Origin of the sequence: uncultured Desulfovibrio sp., from assembly GCF_944327235.1 — a bacterium.
Taxonomy (GTDB): domain Bacteria; phylum Desulfobacterota; class Desulfovibrionia; order Desulfovibrionales; family Desulfovibrionaceae; genus Desulfovibrio.
Genome location: NZ_CALVHE010000025.1, coordinates 1 through 23,848 on the forward strand (window position 1 = coordinate 1; position 23,848 = coordinate 23,848).

General features: G+C 64.1%; 20 protein-coding genes. 11 read left to right on the forward strand and 9 right to left on the reverse strand.

The window, feature by feature from the left end:
- Window positions 1-386: 386 nt before the first annotated feature.
- Both Q0K00_RS05395 and Q0K00_RS05400 read right to left on the reverse strand, forming a co-directional pair.
- Window positions 387-977, reverse strand: a complete 591-nt coding sequence (locus Q0K00_RS05395) for a hypothetical protein (RefSeq protein WP_297227915.1) — start codon at window positions 975-977, stop codon at window positions 387-389.
- Window positions 974-1,801, reverse strand: coding sequence for an HD domain-containing protein (locus tag Q0K00_RS05400; protein WP_297227917.1), 828 nt, complete (start codon window positions 1,799-1,801; stop codon window positions 974-976). The genes Q0K00_RS05395 and Q0K00_RS05400 overlap by 4 nt, the downstream gene beginning before the upstream one ends.
- Window positions 1,802-1,994: 193 nt before the next feature.
- Here Q0K00_RS05400 and Q0K00_RS05405 point away from each other — a divergent pair, with 193 nt between their 5' ends.
- Window positions 1,995-3,128 carry a hypothetical protein gene (locus Q0K00_RS05405; RefSeq protein ID WP_297227919.1) on the forward strand — a complete coding sequence of 378 codons (1,134 nt, stop codon included), beginning with the start codon at window positions 1,995-1,997 and terminating at the stop codon, window positions 3,126-3,128.
- A gap of 219 nt (window positions 3,129-3,347) precedes the next feature.
- On the opposite strand, the gene Q0K00_RS05410 is transcribed toward Q0K00_RS05405, so the two are convergent.
- The 4 genes from Q0K00_RS05410 to Q0K00_RS05425 form a co-directional block, all read right to left on the reverse strand.
- Window positions 3,348-4,439: a hypothetical protein gene (locus tag Q0K00_RS05410; protein WP_297227921.1), complete on the reverse strand. Its 1,092-nt coding sequence runs from the start codon at window positions 4,437-4,439 to the stop codon at window positions 3,348-3,350.
- Window positions 4,436-5,440 (reverse strand): hypothetical protein, encoded by a 1,005-nt coding sequence (locus tag Q0K00_RS05415; protein ID WP_297227923.1) that lies wholly within the window; start codon window positions 5,438-5,440, stop codon window positions 4,436-4,438. Before Q0K00_RS05415 ends, Q0K00_RS05410 begins: the two co-directional genes overlap by 4 nt.
- 113 nt (window positions 5,441-5,553) lie before the next feature.
- Window positions 5,554-6,480 carry a hypothetical protein gene (locus Q0K00_RS05420; protein WP_297227924.1) on the reverse strand — a complete coding sequence of 309 codons (927 nt, stop codon included), beginning with the start codon at window positions 6,478-6,480 and terminating at the stop codon, window positions 5,554-5,556.
- Between the two features lie 139 nt (window positions 6,481-6,619).
- Window positions 6,620-7,540, reverse strand: coding sequence for a hypothetical protein (locus Q0K00_RS05425; RefSeq protein ID WP_297227926.1), 921 nt, complete (start codon window positions 7,538-7,540; stop codon window positions 6,620-6,622).
- 318 nt (window positions 7,541-7,858) lie between these two features.
- Between Q0K00_RS05425 and dnaE the strand changes: the two genes are divergently transcribed.
- From dnaE to Q0K00_RS05475, 10 genes are all read left to right on the forward strand, one after another.
- A complete protein-coding gene (dnaE, locus tag Q0K00_RS05430; RefSeq protein WP_297227928.1) occupies window positions 7,859-11,335 on the forward strand; it encodes a DNA polymerase III subunit alpha in 3,477 nt (1,158 codons plus the stop codon).
- Between the two features lie 82 nt (window positions 11,336-11,417).
- Window positions 11,418-11,576, forward strand: coding sequence for a hypothetical protein (locus Q0K00_RS05435; RefSeq protein ID WP_297227930.1), 159 nt, complete (start codon window positions 11,418-11,420; stop codon window positions 11,574-11,576).
- A complete protein-coding gene (queD, locus tag Q0K00_RS05440) occupies window positions 11,573-11,986 on the forward strand; it encodes a 6-carboxytetrahydropterin synthase QueD (RefSeq protein ID WP_297227932.1) in 414 nt (137 codons plus the stop codon). Before Q0K00_RS05435 ends, queD begins: the two co-directional genes overlap by 4 nt.
- Window positions 11,987-12,000: 14 nt before the next feature.
- Window positions 12,001-12,849 carry a WcbI family polysaccharide biosynthesis putative acetyltransferase gene (locus tag Q0K00_RS05445; RefSeq protein WP_297227935.1) on the forward strand — a complete coding sequence of 283 codons (849 nt, stop codon included), beginning with the start codon at window positions 12,001-12,003 and terminating at the stop codon, window positions 12,847-12,849.
- A 274-nt stretch (window positions 12,850-13,123) separates the two neighbouring features.
- Window positions 13,124-15,937, forward strand: coding sequence for an isoleucine--tRNA ligase (gene ileS / locus Q0K00_RS05450; RefSeq protein WP_297227937.1), 2,814 nt, complete (start codon window positions 13,124-13,126; stop codon window positions 15,935-15,937).
- Window positions 15,937-16,437, forward strand: a complete 501-nt coding sequence (lspA, locus tag Q0K00_RS05455) for a signal peptidase II (protein WP_297227939.1) — start codon at window positions 15,937-15,939, stop codon at window positions 16,435-16,437. The genes ileS and lspA overlap by 1 nt, the downstream gene beginning before the upstream one ends.
- Window positions 16,434-16,637: a PLD nuclease N-terminal domain-containing protein gene (locus Q0K00_RS05460; RefSeq protein ID WP_297227943.1), complete on the forward strand. Its 204-nt coding sequence runs from the start codon at window positions 16,434-16,436 to the stop codon at window positions 16,635-16,637. Before lspA ends, Q0K00_RS05460 begins: the two co-directional genes overlap by 4 nt.
- Before the next feature lie 14 nt (window positions 16,638-16,651).
- The gene (gene ybgF / locus Q0K00_RS05465) at window positions 16,652-17,638 is read left to right on the forward strand and encodes a tol-pal system protein YbgF (RefSeq protein WP_297227944.1); all 987 of its coding nucleotides are present in this window, start codon (window positions 16,652-16,654) and stop codon (window positions 17,636-17,638) included.
- A 12-nt stretch (window positions 17,639-17,650) separates the two neighbouring features.
- Window positions 17,651-18,286, forward strand: a complete 636-nt coding sequence (locus Q0K00_RS05470; RefSeq protein ID WP_297227946.1) for a protein phosphatase CheZ — start codon at window positions 17,651-17,653, stop codon at window positions 18,284-18,286.
- Window positions 18,287-18,801: 515 nt separating this feature from the next.
- Window positions 18,802-19,176, forward strand: a complete 375-nt coding sequence (locus tag Q0K00_RS05475; RefSeq protein WP_297227948.1) for a hypothetical protein — start codon at window positions 18,802-18,804, stop codon at window positions 19,174-19,176.
- A 283-nt stretch (window positions 19,177-19,459) separates the two neighbouring features.
- On the opposite strand, the gene Q0K00_RS05480 is transcribed toward Q0K00_RS05475, so the two are convergent.
- The 3 genes from Q0K00_RS05480 to Q0K00_RS05490 all read right to left on the reverse strand — a co-directional run bounded on the left by Q0K00_RS05480 (window position 19,460) and on the right by Q0K00_RS05490 (window position 23,836).
- Complete coding sequence (locus Q0K00_RS05480) at window positions 19,460-19,960, reverse strand: metal-dependent hydrolase (RefSeq protein ID WP_297227950.1); 501 nt, start codon at window positions 19,958-19,960, stop codon at window positions 19,460-19,462.
- Between the two features lie 732 nt (window positions 19,961-20,692).
- The gene (locus Q0K00_RS05485; protein WP_297227952.1) at window positions 20,693-22,951 is read right to left on the reverse strand and encodes a vitamin B12-dependent ribonucleotide reductase; all 2,259 of its coding nucleotides are present in this window, start codon (window positions 22,949-22,951) and stop codon (window positions 20,693-20,695) included.
- A gap of 240 nt (window positions 22,952-23,191) precedes the next feature.
- Entirely contained in the window at window positions 23,192-23,836 is a 645-nt protein-coding gene (locus Q0K00_RS05490; protein WP_297227954.1) for a hypothetical protein, read from the reverse strand.
- Window positions 23,837-23,848: the final 12 nt, after the last annotated feature.

A 23,848-nucleotide genomic window follows, 5' to 3' on the forward strand; every position in this document is an offset into this window, starting at 1 on the left:
GTGCCCATACATTCCTTTCGGCAATCCATATTGCTGCCATTGTCATTTTTTACCTTTAATGAGTCCTGACCCTAGGGTCAGGACTCATTATCAGGCAATATGCCTTGATGGAGATGTTTTTATAACTTGCTGCAAATAAATACTTATTTTTATAACGTGAGGTGTTTCGTTTCCAATTACCCTTACCCAAGTAGCGGGTTTTGGGGAAGATGGGGGAGTTTGAGGAAGAAGCCCCCCTTTTTGACGCGAGCAGCGACCCAAAGGGCAGCCCGCAGGGCCGTGCCTGTTAGGCGATAAAGGAGCCTTACAGGCATCGACAGCAAAGCAAAGGGGGGCTTCCCCCTCAAAAAAAGCGTAATGAGTCCTGCCCCTAGTGTTGACAGGCGCTAACGGGCGTCTCCTCTGAACGCCTCTGCCCGGACTTGTCCGCAGGGCGCGCCGTCCTTCCACGGCAACACGCAGCGTGCCAGCAGGGCCGCTCCGCCCAGCAGCGTACGACGCGAGAGACAGCGTAATCCGGCCCCATACAGGCAGCCTTCCAGTCCGCCATGCGCCAGCCAGTCACGCCCGACGGCCGAGGCGCTCCCCCACGGCCGCAAGCCCGGCAGCGCGCGGACGGCCAAGGCGGCCGCAAGCCCCAGATTACGTTCGGCGGGCACGAGATCCGCCAGCCAGAGCTCACGACAGGCGCAGGCGCAGGCGTACGCCACGGCGCAGGCCGTCGCGAAGGGCAGGCCGTGCAACACATAGCCCAGACGCAGCACGGGCAGCCCGCCCACAGGCAGGGCCAGCAGCTTTTCCGCCGCAGGCGGCATATCCGTTCCATCAGCCTCCGGCCAGGGGATCCGGGCGCGCAAGACGCGCCGGACGTGCCGCCCCGGATGCCGGGCATCGCCCCAGTCCGCGCCCAGCGCCTCCGCACACCCTTCCAGACATCCACGGACCGACGGCGGCAGGATCTCCCCCACCCGCCTCATAGGGCGCCGCCCGGACAGGCGCTTTCCCGGCGAACCTCTTCCAGACGCCGCAGCAGACAGGCGCGCGCGGCGGCATAAGCCCCTTCTCGCGGCAGCCCCTCCAAAAGCCGGACGACATGAGGACTTGCGGCAAAAAGGCGGCGGCTGCTCGCAAAGTGCATATCGTCGAGCCAGGTCCCCAGCAGCACACGAAAATCATTGACGCTCCGCAAGTCCGCGTAGGCGGCCACGCGCCCGGTCAAGGCGTCTTGCAGCACCTTTTCGCTCACCTGATCCTCCGCATCCGGCAGCCCAAGCACCACCGTGGGACAATACGGACGCGGGCCGGACAGATGCTCATCCATGACCCGCAGGATATCCAGCTTGTCCGCATCGCGCACCGTCCAGGCCACGCGGGCCATATCGGGAGGCAGGGAGGCAGGCAGCGCATAGCGGTTATGCAGGGCCACGGCGGTCAGCGCCAGACGCCGCACCGTCCTGTCCTCACCTTCAAGGCGTCCCTCCCGCTTGAGGATGGCCGCGCCCCAAAGACCGTGATTGCGGGAATCCCGGTCGCGAAACGTGCCGTAGCGCAGGTATTGCGCAAAGCGGGCCACATCATGATACAGGGCCGCCAGCAGGCAGGCGCGGGCGATATGCGGCGCGAAGCGCTCTTCCCGCGCCATATGCCGGGCGTGCCCCAGCACGGCGCGGGTATGCTGTTCCTTGAGCCGCATGGGCCCGGCATCCCCCTCGCAAAGGGCATATTGCCGCTCCACATAGGCGGCGAACCACATTTCATGCGGCCGGATGTTTTCAGCGTCCGGCAAAGATGGCGTTTTCATGGACAGGGATATACGCCCCGCGAGGCATGACGGCAAGGACGCCCGGCGCGGCCGTCGCTCCGCCGGGGGACGCCTCGACTTTTTGCCGCGTCTTGGGCATAGTTCCTGCCGCGTCCTCAGAGGCTGCGACCGTATGCCGTCTGACGCACGATCCCCCCGCCCTTTTTCCACTCTTCGGCAAGGAATCCCCCGCATGGCCCCACAACGCCTCGCCCTCTACCTCGCCCCGCGCAGTCTGCTGTACTTGCGTCACGTCATCGGTCACATGCCGGTGGATGATGTGGACATCTTCGTCCCGGAAAGCCTCCTGCGGGAAGGCTCGACCCACTGTCCGGCATTTCAGGAACTCGCGGAGCTGGGCTATCGCTTCCTTTCCGTGGAGCGGGCGGAAGGACGCTACGGCGCGATAGGCGTTGCCGGACAACAGGATCTGGTCCGCTACCCGGCCCTGTCCGCGCTTGCCGGGCGGCGCATCCTGCTGCTGCACGCCTCGGCCTTCGTCTTCATGCCGGAGGACGCCCCCTTCACCCATGTGCTGTGCCAGTTCGCCAGGCAGGTCGATCTGGGGAAACAGCCGGCGGCGCACGAAAACGGGAAGCCCGCTCGGGAGATCTTCCCCGCGGGCACCTACCAGCTCGGCCCCTGGGAGGACAGGCGGCTCCTTCCACGGGAGCGGCTGCGCCGACTCCTGGAGGAACATCTCGACGCGCCGGTACCGGCGGACAGGGAGCTGATCCTGTATTGCGGCGGTCTGCTCGACCACCCACGCGAACAGCTGGACGCCGTGCGTCAGCTGGCCGATACCCGTACCGTGCTTTTCAAACCCTTCCATGATCGCCCGGTCTACGACGCCCTGAACGGCATCCCCGGCGTCCGCCTGATCAGGGACAGCATCCACGTTTCCCCCAACATCATGCGCTTTGCGGCGGACATCATCCTGACCTCGCCCCTTTCCGGGGTGTTCACCACTTCTCTGCTGCTGCGTCTGCGCGTGCTGCCCTTCTTTACCTGGCATCAGAGCGCATCCCGCGACCATGACGCCTTCGCGCCGTGGAAAGCGCGACTGCCGCCGACAGATGCGCTGCCCGAACTGCACATCGCCCGCAAGCTGGGCGGACCGTTCGACAACAAGACCATGCACCTCATGCGGAAAAACATGGACAATCCGCGCTACTGGCAGGGCTACGAGACGGCGCTGCAAGCCCTTCTGCCCGCCTTTTTCGGAGACTGCCGCATCGAGGGGGCTGCCGAGCGGGCCGCCCGCGGTCTGCTCAATGTGGCGCGCTCCGGCGTATTCGCTCCCGAAGGACAGGCGGAGACGGCATGACGCCCAGCCTTGCCCGGCCCAGAGTGGACGGGCTGTGCTGCCGTCTCGCGTTTTGCCTTTTTCAAAGGCACCCCCCTATGCCCTCCCGGCGATACGCCGCAGTGCGGCTACGCCCACGCCCTGACGGATGACGGTCGCCACGCGGGACGCACGCCTGCCGGGTCGTTTTGCCGGGCCTGCGCGCGGAGCCGGTTTGCGAGACGACCGAACGGATGGTGCTCAGTCTCCGCCCGAGGCGTCACAAGATGAGCCATCGCAGGATGATGCGTCAAACGACAGCAGGTCAAAAAATGACAGTCCCCCCGCCTCAGCAGCGTCATCGGCATCCCCGTCGTCGGCGGCTTCCTGTCTGTCCTCCTCGTCATCTTCCGCCGCATCGCCGCCGGGATCGGAACTATACGGCAGGGGACACGAGGAGCCGCGGGACGCTTTCTGTGGATCGGGAAAGACGAGAAGGGGCTCTTGCGACAACTTCAGCGCGTTCTCCCAGCTCAGGAGACAACCGACCAGACAGACGACGCCCACAGGGGCCAGGAGCAGACCACCCACCGCGCCGATGAGGCCCCCCGCCAGATGGCCGCGGCGCAGCAGGTACACGCCCGCCAGCGATGTCAGAAAGCCCAGCAGCCAGACGAAGGGCATGACAGAGCTCCATCCGCCCACACTGTTGTTCGTGCCCAGACCGAAAAGCCCCACCAGCGCGACAACGCCGTTGACGAGGACGCCCACCTTCGCCACGCCGTTGACAGGCAGTCCCCGGCGTCCGTTCCTGCATGGCACGCCCAGTCCCGCAAGCATGTCCGCAAGGGCCACGCGGGCGTCCTCGCGCTCACCATCCGCCATGAGCATGAGCTTGACGACGACCCGCCTCTCCATCTGGTCGGAGACGACGCACAGGACGGGACCGGCGCCGGACACGACGGCATTACGGATATTGGCGTAGGGTATGCGGAGCATCTCGACCCCCGAGTCATCGACCGTACATTCCAGATAGCTCCGATAGAGGGCGAGAACGTGCCTGCCCCGGCGCGTGTGCACCTGTATGAGTTTGCACATCGCGGAGGCGATGAGGAAGGGGGCGGCCCAGGCGACCATCCCCCAAAATATGCCGGCACATGCGAAGAGGCCCCCCGTCAGCAGCATCAGCAGGCCGAGCATGAGCTCGTCCGCAAAACCATAGACGGCAAGCGGCCTTTCCCGCCGCAGGGGCTTGCCCTTCCTGAGCGCCGCCGAGCGACCTGAAAAGCGTGCCTCCGTCAGAGTGGGGGCGCGGCCCGCCCCCCCCTTCCCTCGCTGTCCGCAAGTAGTCATACCGGCTCCTTGGGGTCGAGGTCCTCCCTGCCGGGATCTTCCTGACCGGCTGACGGATCATGTACGGCATCCCGCGCGGCAGCGCGCGCCGCCCGGCGGAGCCTGTCCCGACTCACCATGCAACCGACTAGGCAGATCGCGCCCAAAGGGATCACGCAAGCGCTGCTCACCGCTCCGACGATGCCGCCCGCCGGATTGCCGCGCGCCAGCAGGACGACGCCCGTCAGCGCCCCCGCAAAGGCGAGCATATAGATAAAGCTCAACAGGCTCTCCTCATTGCAGCCGGAGACATCCGCCTGTGCGTAGACGATCAGCGCCACATTGAGAAGGTTGAACGCAAGCCCCACCCATGCCGTTATCGCGACGCCCGCCCGGCGCCCCTTCTTCGCGGGGACGGCCTCCGGCATGTCCTCACCGGCGGGGAGCGTCCCGTCCAGCAACCTGTCCCGGCTCTGTATGCAGCCGATGAGGAAGATCAGACCAAGCGGCACGCAACAAAGACTGCCCACAGCGCCGACGATACCGCCCAGCGGTTTGCCGCACGCCAGCAGGATCATGCCCGCCAGCGACAGCAGCAGACCGGCCAGCAGGAAAGCGCTGACCGCCGTGTCCACGCCGCCCGATTCCGTGCCCATCGAAAGATAGGTGATGAAGGACAGCACACAGAGGGCAAGCCCCAGCCAGAGGACAGGGGAGAGCTGCCCCAGCGCTGCCGTCCCCCGCGCCGCACCGGCAGGCGCCTCCATCTGACGGAGCCTCTTCCGGCACTGGAGGCAGCCGATAAGAGTGAGCAAGCCGACGGGCAGGAAAGCGACACTGCCCATCGCGCCGACGATCCCGCCCGCGGGTTTGCCGCGCAGCAGCAGGATAACGCCCGCCAGCAACACCAGATACGCGAACAGGACGACGGCCAGGAAGCAGTCGGGATCCGCCCCGCCCAGGACGGTCTCCGGCAGATCCCACCCCACGATGGGATACAGGCAGCATAAAAGCGTGCACAAGGAAACGAACGCAAATCCAGCCCATGTCTTTTTGTTGAGGGGATGCACCAGGTCCTCCTTCGCTCCGGCGGGAGGTGATCTTCCTCCGATGCCGCCCGCCGGGTCGCCGTCCCTCAGTTCTCGCGCAGCACACCCAGTTCACGCATCTTGTCCGCGATGGCCGTACAGGCTTCCCGCCGGAGATTTCCCGGGATCAGGGAAAGCGAGACCGAGACATTGGTGCGGCGTCCCTCCTTCTCGATGACAAGGCGCAATTTGCTGGATGTCACGACGGCCTCGACGATGGCGGCATACGGGACGGTTATCTGCGCGGTGGCCCAGATGCCGGAAGCATAATCGAGGTGATCCGCATAGAGCGCGCAGACATAGAGCTTTCGCTGCGCACGAGCCGCCATGAACCTGGCGGCGCAGACCACGACGATCCCCGCCAGAGCAGGAGCCTGCGCCCACACGACGAACAGGGCGGCAAGGAAAAAGAGCGTCACTACGCCGAAGAAGAGCGAATAATCCATAAACTTGTAAGCGGCCAGCGGCTTTTCGGCGGTCGGCTCCTCCCGGTCAGGCACGCTTTCGGAAACGGCGTGAGCCTCAGGGACGGTCTTTCCGTCCGCAGGCTCCACAGCCGCCTCGGACCGGGACGCGGCGGCCTCCGTGGCAGGTCCTTCCGCTGGGGCCGGCCGGCTTTCAGGCGTGGCGGCAGGCTCTTCCTCAGGTCCCGCGACCGTCCCGGAGCCGGACGCATCGGCCGTCGCCAGAGCGGCATTGCGGAGCTTGTCCCGGCACTGCAGGCAACCGATCAGACAAATCAGGCCAAGGGGCACGAAAACGGCACTGCCCACCGCGCCGAGGATGCCCCCCGTCGGATCGCCACGAACCAGCATAGCTATCCCCACGCCCGTCAAGGTCACGCCGGCCCCCGCGATGCTGAAGAAGATCACGGCCTGCGATCCCCCATCCACCACCTCCATACAGAAAAATGCAATGGTAACCACCACATTGCACACGAATCCAGCCCAGGTCATCGCATTGATGTTTTCCATTTCTTTTCCTCGTTGTAACGAGTCCGCCCTATCGTACGAACGGGCCCCGCCGTTTGCCCTCGCGACCTCTCCGCTGCCGCGATCACGCCACAGGTCTTGTCCGTTTGCGGAAAAATCCGCTCCGATCCCATGCGGGGCATCAGTTCTCGCGCAGCACGCCCAGCTCACGCAGCTTGTCCCGCAGGACGGTGCGGGCCTCATCGCGTACGGCGCTCGCGAACCTCCCAAAGTAGACGGTGGCCGTGCTCGTACCGGCCCCGGAGGCAAGCTGGAGCCGCAGTTTGGAGTCTGAACATTCGGCCTCGCGGATAGCAGCATAAGGGATGTTGACCAGATCGCCTGTCCAAAGGCCGACGACGCACTCCAGACGATCCCGGTACAGGACGCAGACATGCTTATCCAGACGCTGCTGGGTCTGGATGATCCTGATGATGCCTATGACAAGGCAGACCACGCTCCCCGACATAATCTGTCCATTGAGGGACAATCCGAAAAAGAATGCCGCGATGCCCAGCAGCACGAGCAGCCAGCCCCCCATCCGCTCATCCACGAAGCCGTAGGCCGCAAGCGGCGTTTCGGCCGTCGTGACAGGGGCTTGCTCCGGGGCAGGCGTGCTCTCGGAAGCGGCGGGAGCGGCGGCCGCTTCGGCACAAGGCTCCGCGGCGGTCATCATGACCGGAGCTTCTTTGGTGGCGGACGTCCCGTCAGAGGCCGCCGGGGCATCAGGAGCGACGGACGCCTTTTCCGCACGCGTCACGATCTCCTCGGAGCCGGACGCGACGGCCGTCGTCAGAGCGGCATTGCGGAGCCTGTCCCGGCTTTGCAGGCAACCGATCATGCAGATTATGCCAATGGGCACGAAAAAGGCACTGCCTACCGCGCCGAAGATGCCCCCCGCCGGATAGCCGTTGACCAGCATGGCTATGCCGACGCCCGTCAAAAGCAAGCCGACGCCAAAAAAGATGGTGGCGCCATCCATCACGCCCATACCGTAGAACACCGCAGTCACCACGATATTGATCACAAAGCCCAGCCAGGTTTTTCCATTGATGTGCTCCACCTCTCCCCTCCTTGTCAGGCAAAGCTTCTCGTTTTTTGCGAGAGCGGGAGCCGGGGCACTCCGCCTCCCCCTCCGGCCATACGGTCTCACGTCGGAGACGAGAGCTGTCTCGCCACCGTTCCAAACAGCCTGCGACAATACCTATCCGTATAAAGCTTGATAGCGGCGTCTTGTCAAGATTTCCTGTATGCGAGGCCGTATTTCCCCGCGCCTTGAGCCACGGGACGAGACGTGCTATCCGTATCGTTCGACGGCACCCTCCCGCGCCGTCTTTTCCATATCTCCAGCCGCCGGGAGCGCCCGGCCGAGGAATGCCGCATGTCCGACTTCGTACATCTGCACTGTCATACCGAGTACAGCCTGCTGGACGGGGCCATCCGCCTCAAGGATCTGTGCAGCCGCGCCAAGGATTTCGGTATGCCCGCCTGCGCCATCACCGATCACGGCAACATGTACGGCGCGGCCTACTTCGCCAAGCAGTGCGCCGATGTCGGCATCAAGCCCATCTTCGGCTGCGAGGTCTATGTCTGTCATGATCATTTCGACAAGACGTCCGAGCTGGCACGCAAGCGGAACCATCTCATCCTGCTCGCCCAGAACGAGACAGGGTATCACAATCTCGTCAAGCTGGTGACCAAGGGCTTCCTGGAGGGCTTCCACTACAAGCCGCGCGTGGACAAACCGCTGCTGCGCCAGTATGCCGAGGGGCTCATCTGCCTTTCGGCCTGCATCGCGGGCGAAGTGCCGCGCGCCATCCAGGCCGGCGACATGGACAAGGCCCTTGCCCTTGCGCGGGAATATGCGGACATCTATCCCGACCGCTTCTATCTGGAGCTGCAGTCCAACGGCCTGCAGGAACAGGTGACGGTCAATGACGGCCTCATGGAGATCGCTGAACAGCTCCATCTGCCGCTGGTGGCCACCAACGACTGCCACTATCTCAATGCCGACGACGTGGAGGCCCATGAGGTGCTGCTCTGCATCCAGACGCAGACCACCATGGACGATCCCAAGCACATGCGCTTCGAGACCACGGAACTCTACTACAAGAGCGCCGAGGAGATGGAAGCCGCCTTCAGTCATGTGCCGGAAGCGCTGGCCAATACCATGCGCATCGCGGAACAGTGCAATGTGGAGCTGGATTTCGGCCACCACTACTTCCCGGTCTATCCCCTGCCCGAAGGGGCCACGCTGGAATCGGAATTCCGGCGGCTGGCCGAGGAAGGTCTGGAACTGCGCCTGCAAAAGCATCCCGACCCGGCCTCCGTCGATGCGGACGCCTACCGCGAACGTCTGCGCTACGAGCTGGACGTCATCTGCAACATGGGATTCCCGGGCTATTTCCTCATCGTGCAGGAATTCATCAACTGGGCCAAGGACCACGGCATCCCCGTGGGGCCGGGACGCGGTTCGGCGGCGGGCAGCCTCGTGGCCTGGGCCCTGCGCATCACCAACCTCGATCCCATCCCCTACAATCTGCTGTTCGAGCGCTTCCTCAATGCCGAACGCGTGAGCCTACCCGATATCGACGTGGACTTCTGCGAACGCCGCCGCGTGGAAGTCATCCAGCACATGGTCGATACCTACGGCAAGGACAGCGTGGCCCAGATCACCACCTTCGGCACCATGAAGGCCAAGGGCGTGGTGCGCGACGTGGGCCGGGCCCTGGGCATGAGCTTTGCCGAGACCGACCGCATCGCCAAGATGGTGCCCGACGACCTCAAGATGACCATCAACAAGGCCATGGAGGCCGAACCGGAGCTGCAAAAGCTCTACGACAGCGACCCGCAGGTGACGAAACTGCTGGATACGGCCCGGCGGCTGGAAGGCCTCGCGCGGCACGCCTCCACCCACGCGGCGGGCCTCGTGGTGTCGGACAAGCCCATGGACGAATATCTGCCGCTCTATACAGGCAAGCGCGGCGAACTCGTTACCCAGTTCGACGGGCCCATGACCGAGCAGACCGGCCTTGTGAAGTTCGACTTCCTCGGCCTCAAGACCATGACCCTCATCCAGGACACGCTGGACAACATCAGCCTGCAGGGGCAGACGCCGCCGGACCTCGACAACCTGCCGCTGACCGACGCCGCCACCTATGAACTCTACTCGCGCGGGGACACGGACGGCGTCTTCCAGGTGGAAAGTTCGGGGATGCGTCAGTATCTGCGTATGCTCAAGCCCTCCTGCTTCGAGGACGTCATCGCCATGCTGGCCCTCTACCGCCCCGGCCCGCTGGGTTCGGGCATGGTGGACGAATTCATCAAGCGCAAGCACGGGCAGGTGCCGGTCGTCTATCCGCATGACTCCCTGAGCGACTGCCTGCGGGACACCTACGGGGTCATCGTCTATCAGGAACAGGTCATGCAGATCGCCCAGATCATCGCCAGCTACACCCTCGGCGGCGCTGACCTGCTGCGGCGGGCCATGGGCAAGAAAAAGGCCGAGGCCATGGCCAAGGAGCGCGTGAAATTCGTGGACGGGGCCAAGGCCAACGGCATCGGCCGCGAAAAGGCCGATGAGATCTTCGACCTCATGGAGAAATTCGCGGCCTACGGCTTCAACAAGTCCCATTCGGCCGCCTATGCGCTGGTGTCCTACTTCACGGCCTATCTCAAGGTACACCACAAGGTGGAATTCATGGCCGCGCTCATGACCTCGGAAATGGGCAATCAGGACAAGCTGCTCAAGTACGTCTCCTGCTGCAAGGACATGGGCATCGACGTGGTGCAGCCCTCCATCAACGACAGTCAGCGCGCCTTCTCGGCCAAGGACGGCAAGGTGGTCTTCGGTCTCGGCGGCATCAAGAACGTGGGGGACGAAGCCATCCGGGAGATCATGGAGGCCCGCGCCGAGGGCGGCGCGTACGCCTCGCTGCTGGACCTCTGCTGCCGGGTCAACCTGCGCAAGGTCACCAAGCGCGTGCTGGAATCGCTCATCAAGGGCGGGGCCTGCGACTGCCTCGGCGTGAGCCGCGCCGCCATGATCGCCACCCTGGACGGGGTGGTGGCCCGCGCCCAGAAAAAGGCCAAGGAAAAGGAATCCAACCAGGTCTCCCTGCTGGCGCTGGCCCCCCGCACGGAGGCCGCGCCCCTGCCCGGCATCGGCATGGACTGCCCGGAGGCCGCCATGCCCGAATGGGACAATGACGAGAAGCTGCGCTTCGAGAAGGAGGCGCTGGGCTTCTTCCTCACGAGCCACCCCCTGCAGCCCTTCAGTCGCGAGATCCGCCGCATCGGCCTGAGCACGCTGGAGGACGCGCGCGACCTCTTCCCCGGCGCGGAGATCTCCTGCCCGGCGCTGGTCACCGGCATCAAGGAGGTCATCACCAAATCCAAGGGCGAGCGCATGGCCTTCGTGAGCATCGAGGATCTCACCGGCCATGCCGAAGTGACCTTCTTCCCCAAGCCTTACGCCGAAGCGCGCGACCTGCTGAAAAGCGAGCAGCCCCTTTGCCTGCGGGCCCGTCTGGACAAACAGGAGGACAGCGCGCGCGACAGCGACGAGGACGGCGAGGAGGCCCCCCGCGACGTCAAGCTGCTGGGGCAGAGCGTACAGCTTTTGCGCGATGCCTGCGGCCAGAGCGATCAGCCCATCTGCGTGCAGATCCCGGCCGGGCGGCTGGGACGCGAACATATCCTGAACCTGAAGAACATCCTGGCCGCCCATCCCGGCGAGGTGGAAGCGCAGGCCGTCGTCCTGCTCGACGGCTACCGCTGTCTCCTCCAGCTCGGGCCGCAATTCCGAGTGGCTCCCGGCCCCGAACTGGACAGGGCGCTGGCGGCCTGGGCGTCGTGACCGACAAAGGGGTACGGTTTTTGAATGCAGCCCCGCAGGACGATTTTTTGACGATTTCCCCCCTTAGCCCAAGGAGCTTGCCATGTCCCTGTTTTCATGGTTGCAGAACATTGTCTCCCCGCCGCTGGACGATGACCCGGAAAGCGACGCCAGTTACGAATGGGATCAGAACGCACGCATCATCCTGGCCATCATCGTCATGATCATGGCGGCCATCGTCATGTACTGGATCCTCCGATGAACAGAAAGAAATGCTGGCGCCTCACCGTACGGGACGAATTCTGTTCCGCCCATGCCCTGCGTCACTACGAGGGCAAGTGCGAACATCTGCACGGACACAATTTCGGCGTGGAACTCACGGTGCAGGGCGAGGAACTGCTGCCGGACACGGAACTGCTGCTGGATTTCAAGGTGCTGCGGCAGGTGCTCAAGGAGACGCTGGACACGCTGGATCACAGCGTGCTCAATGAAACGCCGCCCTTTGACGCCGTCAATCCCTCGTCGGAGAACCTGGCCCGCCACATCTGGCGGAGCGTGGCCGAGCGCCTGCTGCGGCATCCCGACCCGCAGGCCCGCAAGGTGCGCGTGGCCGGCGTGTCCGTTTCCGAAAAGGGACGGCAGACGGCCACCTATCTGGAATGGGACGAATAGTCCCGCCCGCAGCCATGCCGCGCGCTCTCTGCCTCCTGCACGCCAATTGTCAGGGCGAGGCCCTGCGCCCCCTGCTGGAAGCCACCCCGGCCTTTGCCCGGCATTTTCGCGTGCTGCATGTGCTCAACTATACCCGTGCCGCGCTGCCGGAAGACCTGCTGGACAGCTGCGCCCTCTATCTGCATCAGGAGCTGGGCGCCAAATGGGGCGAGCTTTCCAGCGACGAGGTCCGGCGGCGGCTGCCGCCCTCCTGCCGGACGCTGCGGCTGCCCAACCTCTTCTTTCAGGGCTATTGGCCCACCTGGACCCGCCTGCCGGGCGTGGACTTTGCCGACACCCTGCTGGAGGGGCTGCTGCGTCGCGGCCTCTCCCCGCTGGAGGCCAGCCTGGTCTATGAACGATCCCGACCGTCCTTTTTCGGTGATCCGGCGTCCATCGCGGAGGCTTCCCTGCGGCGTGAGGAGGAAAAGGAACAGGACGCGCCCATCCGCTGCGCGCCGCTCCTGCGCGAGCTTTGGCGCACGGAACAGCTCTTCATCACGGTCAATCATCCGGCCCGACGGCTCGTGCTGCACGTGGCCGACAACGTGCTGCGCCTGCTGGGACTGGGCGGTCTGCCCGACAGCGTGGCCCGCGCCTACGCGCATCCGCAGGAAGATTTCTGGCTGCCCCTGCCGCCCGCCCTGGGCCTGCCGGAAAGCGACGGCGGCCTTGCCCTGCCCTTTGCCGGGCGGCAGCGCCGCTACCGCATCTTTGCCCGGCAGATGACCGCCGCCGACTACGCCCGCTGTTACCTGAGCTGCCGCGCCGCGGGAGAGGGCAACCTGCTGACCTTCCTGGCCCATCTGGAACCGGAAGCCTGACCCGCGACGGACGGGAGGGCCATGTCGCCGTGATCGCCCCGTCGTCCGCCGCCATCCCTTGACTTTGCGCGCGTCTTTGCGGAAAATTGTTGCCTTATAAAACAGGCAGGGGCCGCTCCCATGCGGGACGGGGCCCGACGCCGACGTCATGACAGCCGCCTCCCTGACGGAACGTACAGCCGCGCCCGCGTGCGGCCACACGTGCGACCGTGCGCACGGATGACGGCATAACAAGGGAACCGCACGGAGCGTCCCATCCGCTTCGGGAGCCAGCATGAGCGACTACAAGAAGACCCTGAATCTGCCCCAGACCGCCTTCCCCATGAAGGCCAATCTTGCCCAGCGCGAACCGCAGATGCTCAAGCACTGGGAAGACATCGACGCCTGCCGCGCCATGATCGAGCGGGATACCCATATGGGCCCCTTCGTGCTGCATGACGGCCCGCCCTATGCCAACGGCCATATCCATATGGGTACGGCCCTCAACAAGATCCTCAAGGACATCATCATCAAGGCCCGCAACATGCAGGGCCATGAAGCCCGCTATGTGCCCGGCTGGGACTGCCACGGTCTGCCCATCGAGCTCAAGGTCGAGCAGGAACTCAAGGAAAAGAAGAAGGAACTGCCCGCCCATGTGGTGCGCAAGCTCTGCCGGGAATACGCCGGCAAGTGGATCGACACCCAGCGCAAGGAATTCAAGCGCCTCGGCGTACTGGGCGACTGGGAACATCCCTACATGAGCATGGCCCCCGCCTACGAGGCCGCCACCGCGCGCGAACTGGCCAACTTCGTGGATGCGGGCAACGTCATCCGCGCCAAGAAGCCCATCTACTGGTGCTGTTCCTGCCATACGGCGCTGGCCGAGGCGGAGGTGGAATACGCCGACCACACCTCGCCCTCGGTCTTCGTGCGCTTCCCCCTGACGGACGCCCGGCTGGCCGACGTGCTGCCCGGGGCCGATCCGGCGCGGGCCTTCGTGGTCATCTGGACGACCACGCCCTGGACCCTGCCGGACAATATGGCCGTCTGTCTGCATCCCGAATTCGAATATGTGCTGGTGGAGGTCGCGGGCGCGCAATATCTGCTGGCCGCCGAACTGCTGGAGGGCTGCGCCCGCGTCTTCGGCTGGGAAGATATCCGCGAGGTGGCCCGCACCACGGGCGAGAAGCTGGAACATCTCACCGCGCGCCATCCCTTTTATGACCGTCCCTCGCCGCTGGTGCTGGGCCGTCACGTCACCCTGGATGCCGGTACGGGCTGCGTGCATACCGCGCCGGGCCACGGTCGCGAGGACTACGAGGTGGGCCTGGCCTACGGGCTGGACATCTATTCCCCTCTGGACGACGCGGGCCGCTTTTTGCCCAGCGTGGAATTCTTCGCGGGGCTCAACGTCTTTGAGGCCAATGCCCCGGTCATCGACAAACTGAAGGAAGTGGGCAACCTGCTGCACGCGGGCAACATCTCCCACTCCTACCCGCACTGCTGGCGCTGCAAGAAGCCGGTCATCTTCCGGGCCACCACGCAGTGGTTCATCAGCATGGAAAAGAACGACCTGCGCCGCCGCGCCCTGACGGCCATCGACGAGAAGGTGCGCTGGATCCCCGCCTGGGGCCGGGACCGCATCTACAACATGATCGAATCCCGCCCGGACTGGTGCATCTCGCGTCAGCGCCAATGGGGCGTGCCCATCATGGCTCTGCTCTGCGAAGACTGCGGCGAGGCCTGGAACGACGCCGCCTGGATGCGGGACATGAGCGAGCGTTTCGCCAAGCATCCCACGGGCTGCGACTACTGGTACGAAGCCCCGCTGGAAGACATCGTGCCCGCCGGGCTGACCTGCCCCAAGTGCGGCGGCAACCACTGGAAGCGGGAGACCGACATCCTCGACGTCTGGTTCGATTCGGGGACGAGCTGGGCCGCCGTACTGGAGGCCCGTCCCGAGCTGTCCTTCCCCGCCGACCTCTATCTGGAAGGCTCGGACCAGCATCGCGGCTGGTTCCACAGCTCGCTGCTGGCGGCCGAGGGCACCCGGCGGACGCCGCCCTACCGGGCCGTGCTCACCCACGGCTATGTGGTGGACGGCAACGGACGCAAGATGTCCAAGTCCGTGGGCAACGTCATCGCGCCGCAGGAGCTCATCGACAAATTCGGGGCCGAGATCATCCGTCTTTGGGTCAGTTCCGTGGAATACCGGGAAGATGTCCGCATCTCCGACGAGATCCTCGGCCGCCTCGTGGACGCCTACCGCCGCATCCGCAATACGGCCCGCTTCATGCTCGGCAACCTGTCCGATCTGCACCGCAAGGACCTGCTGCCCGCAAGCGAACTGCTGCCGCTGGACCGCTACGCTCTGGACGTGGCGGCGCGCCTGCATCAGCGCATCCAGCAGGCCTATACGGAATATGAGTTTCACAAGGTCTACCATTCCCTGCACAATTACTGCACCACCGATCTGTCGGGCGTCTATCTGGACGGCCTCAAGGACCGGCTCTATGCCTCGGCGCCCCACAGCCGGGAACGCCGCTCGGCGCAGACGGCCCTTTACCATCTGACCTGCCTGCTCATGCGGGACATGGCCCCGGTGCTCTCCTTCACGGCGGAGGAGATCTACCTTGCCCTGCCCAATGACCTGCGCGACGACGCGCCCACGGTCTTTGCCCTCCCCGCGCCGGACATCAGCGCCTTCCTGCTGGAAGACGGCGTGCGCGATGACTGGAACGTGCTCATGGCCGTGCGCGGCGCCATGACCCGCGCCATCGAGCCCCTGCGCCGGGACGGCGTGGTCGGGCACTCGCTGGATACGAGCGTCACCCTCTATGTGAGCGACGAACTGCGTGAGCGTGTGGAAAGCCTGCACGCGGATCTGCGGGAATTCTGCATCGTCTCGCAGATCCGGCTGGCCCCGCTGGCCGAAGCGCCCGCCACGGCCCTGCAGGACGGCGACGTGCCCGGTCTGGCCGTGGGCGTGGCCAAGGCGGAAGGCGAGAAGTGCGAACGCTGCTGGATCTACAGCACGGAACTGGGGCAGGATGCCGCCCATCCGACCCTCTGCCCCCGCTGCACCGCGGTCATGAAGGAACTGTCCTAGTGCAAGCCCGCTACCGACTGCTTGGCGGCTACGCCCTGCTGGCGCTGCTGCTCGATCAGCTCACCAAGCTCTGGGTGCTGGCCGCCATCCCCAAACACAAAAGCATCACCGTCATCCCCGGTCTGCTGGATCTCGTGAACATCCGCAACCGGGGGGCGGCTTTCGGCTTCCTCAACCGCTCGGACATCGAATGGCAGTTCTGGCTCTTCCTGCTGGCCACCCTGGTGGCGGCAGTCGCCATCATCCTGCTTGTCCGCACCGCACAGGAACAGCCCTGGCTCTTCCGGGCGCTGGGGCTCGTCATGGGGGGAGCGCTGGGGAACCTCATCGACCGGATACGCTTCCGGGCCGTGGTGGACTTTCTGGACATCTATGTGGGGGACTGGCACTGGCCGGCCTTCAACGTGGCGGACATGGCCATCTGCGTGGGCGCGGGACTGGCCTGTCTGCTGCTCTGCAAATCCCCCCAGCCCGGCTCGAAAAAAGAGGCACGGCCATGACTTTCGCCTGGTGGCACATCCCGCTGGCCCTGCTGCCCATGTTGCCGACCCTCTGGAGCATCATGCATATCTGGCGGCATCAGTTCTCCAGCCCGCTGCAACGCTCTCTCTGGCTGGTTTTCGTGGTTTTTGTGCCCGTGATCGGCGGGCTGGTGTACATTTTTACCGGTCGCCGCAAGGCCGGCGATCCCTTTCCGTAAATTCGAGGTGCTTCATGAAACACAGTCGACTCCTTACCGCCCTTGGCTTCCTGTGCAGCGCATCGCTCGTGAGCGGCTGCGTGGCCGGCAGCTCGTCCTCCTCCTCTTCGCTCGATCTGGAACAGCGCGTGCAGCAACAGGACTCCCAGCTGCGCCAGCTCCAGCCCGCACAGGCGGAAATGTGGAGCCAGGTGCAGGCCCTGCGTCAGGAGGTCAATTCCCTCAAGGGGCAGGTGTACGACCTGCAGCAGGTGGGCGGCGCCCGCGCTGTGGTGGAACGCCTGAACAAGCACGACGCCGCCCTGCGTCAGGTGGAGACCAGCATGGCCCTCAATCTGAATCTGGGCGACCCGCTCCCCGCTCTGCCCGCGGCCTCGGCGGCTCCCGCGCCGACCCCGGCCGCCGCTCCCGCCCTCTCCGACGGCTGGGGCCAGACCACGTCCGCCACGGCTCCCCAGTCCGCCACAGCGGCCGGTACCGGTGAGACCTGGGGACAGCCCAGCACCGCCCTCACCGCCACGGCGACCACCGGCGCGGCTGCCGCGGGGACGACCGCCGCCGTGGATCAGGGCTCGACCTGGGGACAGCCCACGCCTCAGCCGCAGCAGGCGCCGGTGGCGCAGAAGGACGTGTCCATGGCCCTGTATGACGCCGGGATCAACGCCTTCACCAACCGCAAGTACGAGGAAGCTCAGCGTTCCTTCTCGGACTTCGTCAAGAATTATCCCAACCACACCATGACCGCCGAAGCGCAATACCATCTGGCGGAATGCTATTTCCAGCGGAACCAGTTTGCCGACGCAGCCCTGGCCTACGATACGGTCATCACCAAGTACGGCAAGTCCTCGCGCGCGCCGGGAGCCTATCTCAAGCAGGGCATCTGCTTCAGCAAGATCAAGCAGACCGCTGCCGCCAAGGCCCGTATGCAGGAGCTGATCAAGAAGTACCCCAATTCGCCGGAAGCGGCTCGCGCCAAGACGTTCCTCAAGACCAACAAGTAACGGAGGCTTGCCATGAGCGGAGCAGAGCATCAGAGCGTCTATCGTCAGCTCAATGACGATATGCGCGAAGGACTCAAGCGCATCTATCAGCAGATTTCCGAAGCCACCAGCAGCCAGCTGCTGGGCTGTGACGAGGCGGACCACCTTTTCAACGAAGCCTCCGATCAGTTGCGCGAAGTCATGGAGGCCACGGAAAAGGCGACCATGAGCATCCTTGAAGTGGTGGAAAAGCAGCTGGAACGGCAGATGGAGTCCGCCGAGCTCCTTGAAGCCCTTCTGGACGGAAGCGCCACCGCCGAGCAGAAAGAACGCCTCAGGGCCATCAATACCGATCTGGGCGACGATCTGACCAACGTGATCACCACCTTGAGCTTCCAGGACATCACCGGCCAGCGCATCAAAAAGGTCGTGGAAGCCCTCAATCGCATCGAAGGCACTGTGGTGGAACTCTATGTCTCCTCGGGCCTCTTTCTGGACGGAGCGGAAAAGAATCCCACCAAGGACGCGCAGGAATTGCGCGACGAGGTCAACAAGGCTGTGGAGGACTTCCGCAATTCCCGCCAGACCAACAGCCACCTCAAGGGTCCCAGCACCGACGGCTGCTCTCAGGGCGCCATCGACGACATGCTGGCACAACTTGGGCTTTAGGGCCTGTTAACACTATTCGCTGTCTGTTTGTGGGGAAGGGGAACCCCTCGCTCTGCTGTCGATGCCTGTAAGGCTCCTGCGTCGCCTAACAGGCACGGCCCTGCGGGCCGCCTTTCGGTCGCCGCCGGCGCGGGAGGTTCCCCTTCCCCCCAAGCCCCCACCCCTTCCCCAGCGCGCTTTTACCGGGGGAAGAGCCAGGGACACGAGGTAACCCCGCCTCTATGGCAAGCGGAGCGTGTACGGACAATAGACTTATACATTGAAATTATTTGCAAAATTAGTGCTGACAGGCCCTAGGGCTTTTTCCGTTTGCAACGCTTCACGTTTCAAACCATACGGTCTGGTGTTTCGCGGAAAAAACGCGGTTTTTCGTGCGGCGACGCGGCGGGGCGACCCGATAATGTCGCATCGGCAGGCTGCATACCCTGCGTCCCCGCTGGCGCTCGGACAAGAAAAGCCGGCATTATGACGGACTGGATACGGAAGCCCACCCAAGCCCCCAAAGCAGTATGGCAATGACCACTGGCTGGTCATTGTCTGTGAGGTCGTCAGGCCACCGCATCCTTGCCCGCCATAGCGTGATGCCTGACACTGCGGAAAAGCCGCCGGTCATCCCGGCGGCTTTTCTGTATATCGAGCTTTCCGCGAAGGCAGACCGTTGCCTCCGCGCGGCTTCGCCCTGTCAGCCCCATGAGCATTTTCCGTTTGAAACTCCTTGCGTTTCAAACCATGTGACCCGTCGTTTCACGGAAAGACTCGGCTTTTCGGCTTATTTTTGGCGGGTCGGCGCTGTGCCGTGCCGCCACGTGTTTTGCTTTTTCAACGGCAAAACGCTCATGCGCTCCGTCGTCGCCACTGGCGAGACACCTTTCCAGACGGCATATGCCTGAACGCATGGCCTGATGCCAGACGACGAAACAACGTGGATGCCGTCCTCACCCATCAGCGACCAGTCCGCACGCTTTGGAAACGCCAAGAATCCTGCTAGAGCGGATTCGCATTGAAATCGTGTCCAATTTCAATGCTGACGCTGCCCTCACACTACGGAAAAGGCGTGGTTTTTCCGTGTGTTCGGTTGCGGGTAGTCGCTCTCGCGACTACCAGAGCAATCCACATTTTCAATGTGGAATTGCTCTAAAAATACATGAGCCCCGTCCTGCACACGCACCGCACTCAAAAGCGTAACGCATGACCGGCCCAGCGCTCGGCCTGATGCAGCAGATCCCAGAAGCGCGGCCCCAGAAAGAGCGCGAAACATCCCAGCATGGCCGCCAGAAAAACGTACTCGCCAGCGCTGCCGGTGGAGCAGAGACGCAGGGAGAAACGGTTCTTGCGACTGAAGGGATGCAACGGCACCCCGGTGGGATTGAGCATGTCGAGCACGATATGGCTCAACGCGCCAAAGCCTATCCCAAGCACGACAGCGCGCCAGTGCGGCGGCAACGGCAGCAGGCCAGCCACCAGAAAAAGCGCCAGCCACCAGCCGAACCAGTGGGTGACACCACGGTGGATACGGTTGAATGTACGCTGCGGATTGCGCGTCAATCGGGCGGCACGCTGATCCAGCATATCCGGCAGCACAGCCCCGAAGCAGGAGGCAAGCACACCTTCCACCGGCAAATGCAGCACCAGCGCCATGCCAACCGCCGCCGCCTGATGTGTCATCCATTTCATGCGTATTCCTTTGGAACCTGTTGATACCAAGATGATCTACTTTGGGGGAAAGGGGGACACCTTGCTCTGCTGTCGATGCCTGTAAGGCTCCTTTGTCGCCTAACAGGCACGGCCTGCGGGCCACCCGTTGGGTCGCTGCCAGCGGGAGGGGTTCCCTCCCCCAAGCCCCCATCCCTTCCCGAGCGCGCTTTTACCGTGGGAAGAGCCGGGGACACGAGGCCCTTCGCCCCAAAAGGCAAGCGGAGCGTATACGGCCTATTTGCCTTATCCCGTGAAATTGTTTGTAAAATCCATGTTAACGGCCCTAACGGGTATGACCCGCGTTTCCCATTTGGCCGCCGCAGTACGGGAGGAATCGCTTCCACGGTCGTCGTCCGTCTCCCGCGCACATACGCCCCGCACATCGGCATCTTGCAAACACGGATGATCACCGCACCCGGAAGTCCTCATGCCGCTCAAGCAATGCCGGCTTTCCTTACACATAGAGCTTTTTCCGTTAAACGCTTCGCGTCCAAACCAAACGACCTATCATCCCGCGCAAAAAGCGCGGTTTTCCGCTTGGTTCGGGCCGGACGACTCTATCCGCGCCTCGCGTTTTGCCTTTTTCAAAGGCAAAATGCTCTAAAGCGCGCCGGGGAGGGGTTGGGGGGTGCGGGGGGAAGGGGGACCCCACCCGCGCGAGGCGGGGGGCCCCCTTCCCCCTGCGGAAACCATATCCTGTAGCGGCAAGTATTAGCCGCAGCGGGAGAAGCCGCAGGTGGGGCAGATGAGGCAGCCTTCCTGAAAGACCAGTACCGCATTACATTCCGGACAGTGCTGCTGTTCGATGTCCGTGACGCCGATGCCGAGCTGTTCGTCCTTGAGGTAGCGCCGTTCCAGCACCCAGGCGATGGCGTCGGGGATGGAGAGGAGCAGACCCTTGCCGCGAAAGACCGGATGCTCGCCGCCGATGCCCTTGATCTGCGCCACGATGTCCCGCACTTCCACGCCGGAGCGCAGAGCAAGGGAGACCAGACGCCCAATGGCTTCAGCCTTGGCGGTGATGGAACGCCCGGATTTGCCGATGGTGGCAAAGACCTCAAAGGGCTTGCCGTCCACCTCATTGACAGTCAGATACATGGCGCCGAGACCGGTCTGGACTTTCTGGGTAAAGCCCTGCACCACGTCGGGCCGCTTGCGCACAGCCGAGACAGGAGCCTTTGCCGGTTCGCCGTCCATTTTGCGTTGCCCCTCGCCCGTGGCCAGCACCTGCAGGGACTTGCAGCCGTCCCGGTAGACCGTGACGCCCTTGCAGCCTTCCTTGTAGGCCAGCCAGTAGATGTGATGGATATCCTGCTCAGTGGCGGAATGCGGCAGGTTGACGGTCTTGGAGACGGCATTGTCGGTATGACGCTGGAATGCGGCCTGCATACGCAGATGCCAGACAGGATCGATGTCCATGGCGGTCACGAACACGCGGCGCATCGTCGCGGGCAAGTCGACCATGTCGCGGATGGAGCCTTTTTCCAGCACCTGCTCCATGAGTTCGTCCGAATCCAGCCCGGCCTCGCGCACCGCCGCCTCGAAATAGGGGTTCACTTCCAGCAGACGCTCGCCGTCCAGGATATTGCGGGTAAAACACAGAGCAAAGAGCGGTTCCACACCCGAAGAGCAGCCTGCGATGAGCGACAGCGTGCCCGTAGGCGCGATGGTCGTCACTGTGGCGTTGCGATAAGGTCCCTCGCCACGGGCGGCATAGGTGGAGTGCGCATAGGCCGGGAATGGTCCGCGCAGGCGCGCCAGTTCCGCCGAGGCCTTGTGGCCCTCATCATTGATGAAGCCCATGATGCGCTCGGCAAGCGCCGTCCCCTCTTCGGAATCGTAGGGGATGCCCAGCTGATAGAGCAGGTCGGCAAAGCCCATGACGCCGAGGCCGATCTTGCGGTTGCGCCGCACGGTCTCGGCAATGCGCTCCAACGGGAAACGCGAGGCGTCCACCACATTGTCGAGGAAATGCACAGCCAGATGGACCACCTCACGCAGGGCATCCCAGTCGATGCCGCCGTCGGCGGGCACGGCCTCCCCTTCGTGGCCGGGCCGGAAGAAGCGGGCCAGATTGATGGAGCCGAGGTTGCAGGCCTCGTACGGCAGCAGCGGCTGCTCGCCGCAGGGATTGGTGGACTCGATATCCCCCTGTTCCGGCGTCGGATTGTCGCGGTTGATGCGATCCAGGAAGATGATGCCCGGATCCCCGGACTCCCAGGCTTTGCGGACCAGCAGATCGAATATCTCGCGGGCGCGCAGGCGCTTCACCACTTCGCCGTTCTGGGGCGAGCGCAGCTCATATTCCCCGTCCGCCTCAACGGCCTGCATGAAGGATTCCGTCAGGCCCACGGACAGGTTGAAGTTGTTGAATTCGCCGTCCTTTTCCTTGGCACGGATGAACTCCACGATGTCGGGATGGTCCACGCGCAGGATACCCATGTTGGCGCCCCGCCGCGTGCCGCCCTGCTTGACCTGCTCGGTGGCCGTATTGAAGATGCGCAGGAAAGAGACAGGCCCGGACGCCACGCCGCCCGTGGAGCCCACCCGGCTGGCCTTGGGCCGCAGCCGCGAGAAGGAAAAGCCGGTGCCGCCGCCGGACTTGTGGATCATGGCCGCGTATTTGACGGCATCGAAGATCTCCTCGATGGAGTCGCCCACCGGCAGCACGAAGCAGGCGGAAAGCTGGCCCAATTCCGTGCCCGCGTTCATGAGTGTGGGCGAATTGGGCAGGAACTTCCAGGAGATCATCAGATCATAGAAGCGGCGAGCCTGCGCGGCCTGCTCTTCCAGCGTCGCGCCGTAGTCGCCGTCCACTGCGGCTATGGCGGCGGCGACACGCCAGAACAGATCGCGCGGCTCCTCGACGGACAAGCCGTCCAGGCTCTTACGCAGATAACGTTTTTTCAGCACGACCTCGATATTGGGCGTAAGCTGCGGATGCGGCAGCTGTTCAGGCATGGGAATCATCGACATCCCTTCTTTATTCTTGTGGTGGTAGAGGCGATCCCGCCCGCTGCCTGCCGGACAGCCTCCCTGTGGAAGGCCGCACAAAGGCGCGGCGCCAGCAGCGGGATGCGGCATCACGCAAAAAAAAACCCTCCTCCCGAACATTGCCGTTCGGGAGGAAGCTCCTTTCTGTATACGCTCCTGCGGGCAGCTTGGAAAGCTTTGCCTTCAGGTACAGCAATATGTCAATATTTCAAGATGTTACCAGCGGGAAAGACCGAGTCTCCCCTGCCGCAGGAGCCAGACGCAACGAAGCAGCAGAGGCAGCAGCGCGGCCCCCCAGAGCAAGCCCAATTGGACCACCGGCGCTGCCGCGGACCAGTGCTGCCGGGCAGCCAGCAGCAAGAGGGCCGCCAGCGCCATGCCTGTGGCGTACGCCTGTTCTTCCATGATGCGGGGGCTGTCGGCATTGAGCGTGTCCCGCAGCAGCGTGGTCAGACAGGCCGCCAGCACGGCCAGTAACGCCAGCCCCACATCTTGCGACGCGTACAGGCCGGAAGCCAAACCGGCATGGACCATGAGCGCGGCAAAGAGGAACAGGCCCAGCGTATCCGTCAGCATGAGCACGGGGGCGGCATGTCGCCCGCGCGAGGCCGCATAGCCCAGCAGCCCGCCAGCCAGCAGGCAGGCCAGCACCTCGGCGGGATGCACGAGGAACAGATATTGTCCGCTGCGCAACAAAAGATGACGCAAGACCTCCGCTGTCAGCGGCGTCAGGAAGGCCGCCAGCAGGGCCGGGCCGCGCCGTGCTCCGCCCAGACCGGCCCGACAGGCGGCGGCAAAGGACAGCAGGAACACGACCGGCAGCTCGGCGCCCAGCAAAAACAGCAGCCAGATGGCGTTCACGCCCGCCCCTGC

Coding starts and splice junctions, on each gene's coding strand:
- Q0K00_RS05395 (WP_297227915.1), bottom strand. CDS start 977: ATGAGGCGGGTGGGGGAGATCCTGCCGCCGTCGGTCCGTGGATGTCTG.
- Q0K00_RS05400 (WP_297227917.1), bottom strand. CDS start 1,801: ATGAAAACGCCATCTTTGCCGGACGCTGAAAACATCCGGCCGCATGAA.
- Q0K00_RS05405 (WP_297227919.1), top strand. CDS start 1,995: ATGGCCCCACAACGCCTCGCCCTCTACCTCGCCCCGCGCAGTCTGCTG.
- Q0K00_RS05410 (WP_297227921.1), bottom strand. CDS start 4,439: ATGACTACTTGCGGACAGCGAGGGAAGGGGGGGGCGGGCCGCGCCCCC.
- Q0K00_RS05420 (WP_297227924.1), bottom strand. CDS start 6,480: ATGGAAAACATCAATGCGATGACCTGGGCTGGATTCGTGTGCAATGTG.
- dnaE (WP_297227928.1), top strand. CDS start 7,859: ATGTCCGACTTCGTACATCTGCACTGTCATACCGAGTACAGCCTGCTG.
- Q0K00_RS05435 (WP_297227930.1), top strand. CDS start 11,418: ATGTCCCTGTTTTCATGGTTGCAGAACATTGTCTCCCCGCCGCTGGAC.
- queD (WP_297227932.1), top strand. CDS start 11,573: ATGAACAGAAAGAAATGCTGGCGCCTCACCGTACGGGACGAATTCTGT.
- Q0K00_RS05445 (WP_297227935.1), top strand. CDS start 12,001: ATGCCGCGCGCTCTCTGCCTCCTGCACGCCAATTGTCAGGGCGAGGCC.
- ileS (WP_297227937.1), top strand. CDS start 13,124: ATGAGCGACTACAAGAAGACCCTGAATCTGCCCCAGACCGCCTTCCCC.
- Q0K00_RS05460 (WP_297227943.1), top strand. CDS start 16,434: ATGACTTTCGCCTGGTGGCACATCCCGCTGGCCCTGCTGCCCATGTTG.
- ybgF (WP_297227944.1), top strand. CDS start 16,652: ATGAAACACAGTCGACTCCTTACCGCCCTTGGCTTCCTGTGCAGCGCA.
- Q0K00_RS05470 (WP_297227946.1), top strand. CDS start 17,651: ATGAGCGGAGCAGAGCATCAGAGCGTCTATCGTCAGCTCAATGACGAT.
- Q0K00_RS05475 (WP_297227948.1), top strand. CDS start 18,802: ATGACCACTGGCTGGTCATTGTCTGTGAGGTCGTCAGGCCACCGCATC.
- Q0K00_RS05480 (WP_297227950.1), bottom strand. CDS start 19,960: ATGAAATGGATGACACATCAGGCGGCGGCGGTTGGCATGGCGCTGGTG.
- Q0K00_RS05485 (WP_297227952.1), bottom strand. CDS start 22,951: ATGATTCCCATGCCTGAACAGCTGCCGCATCCGCAGCTTACGCCCAAT.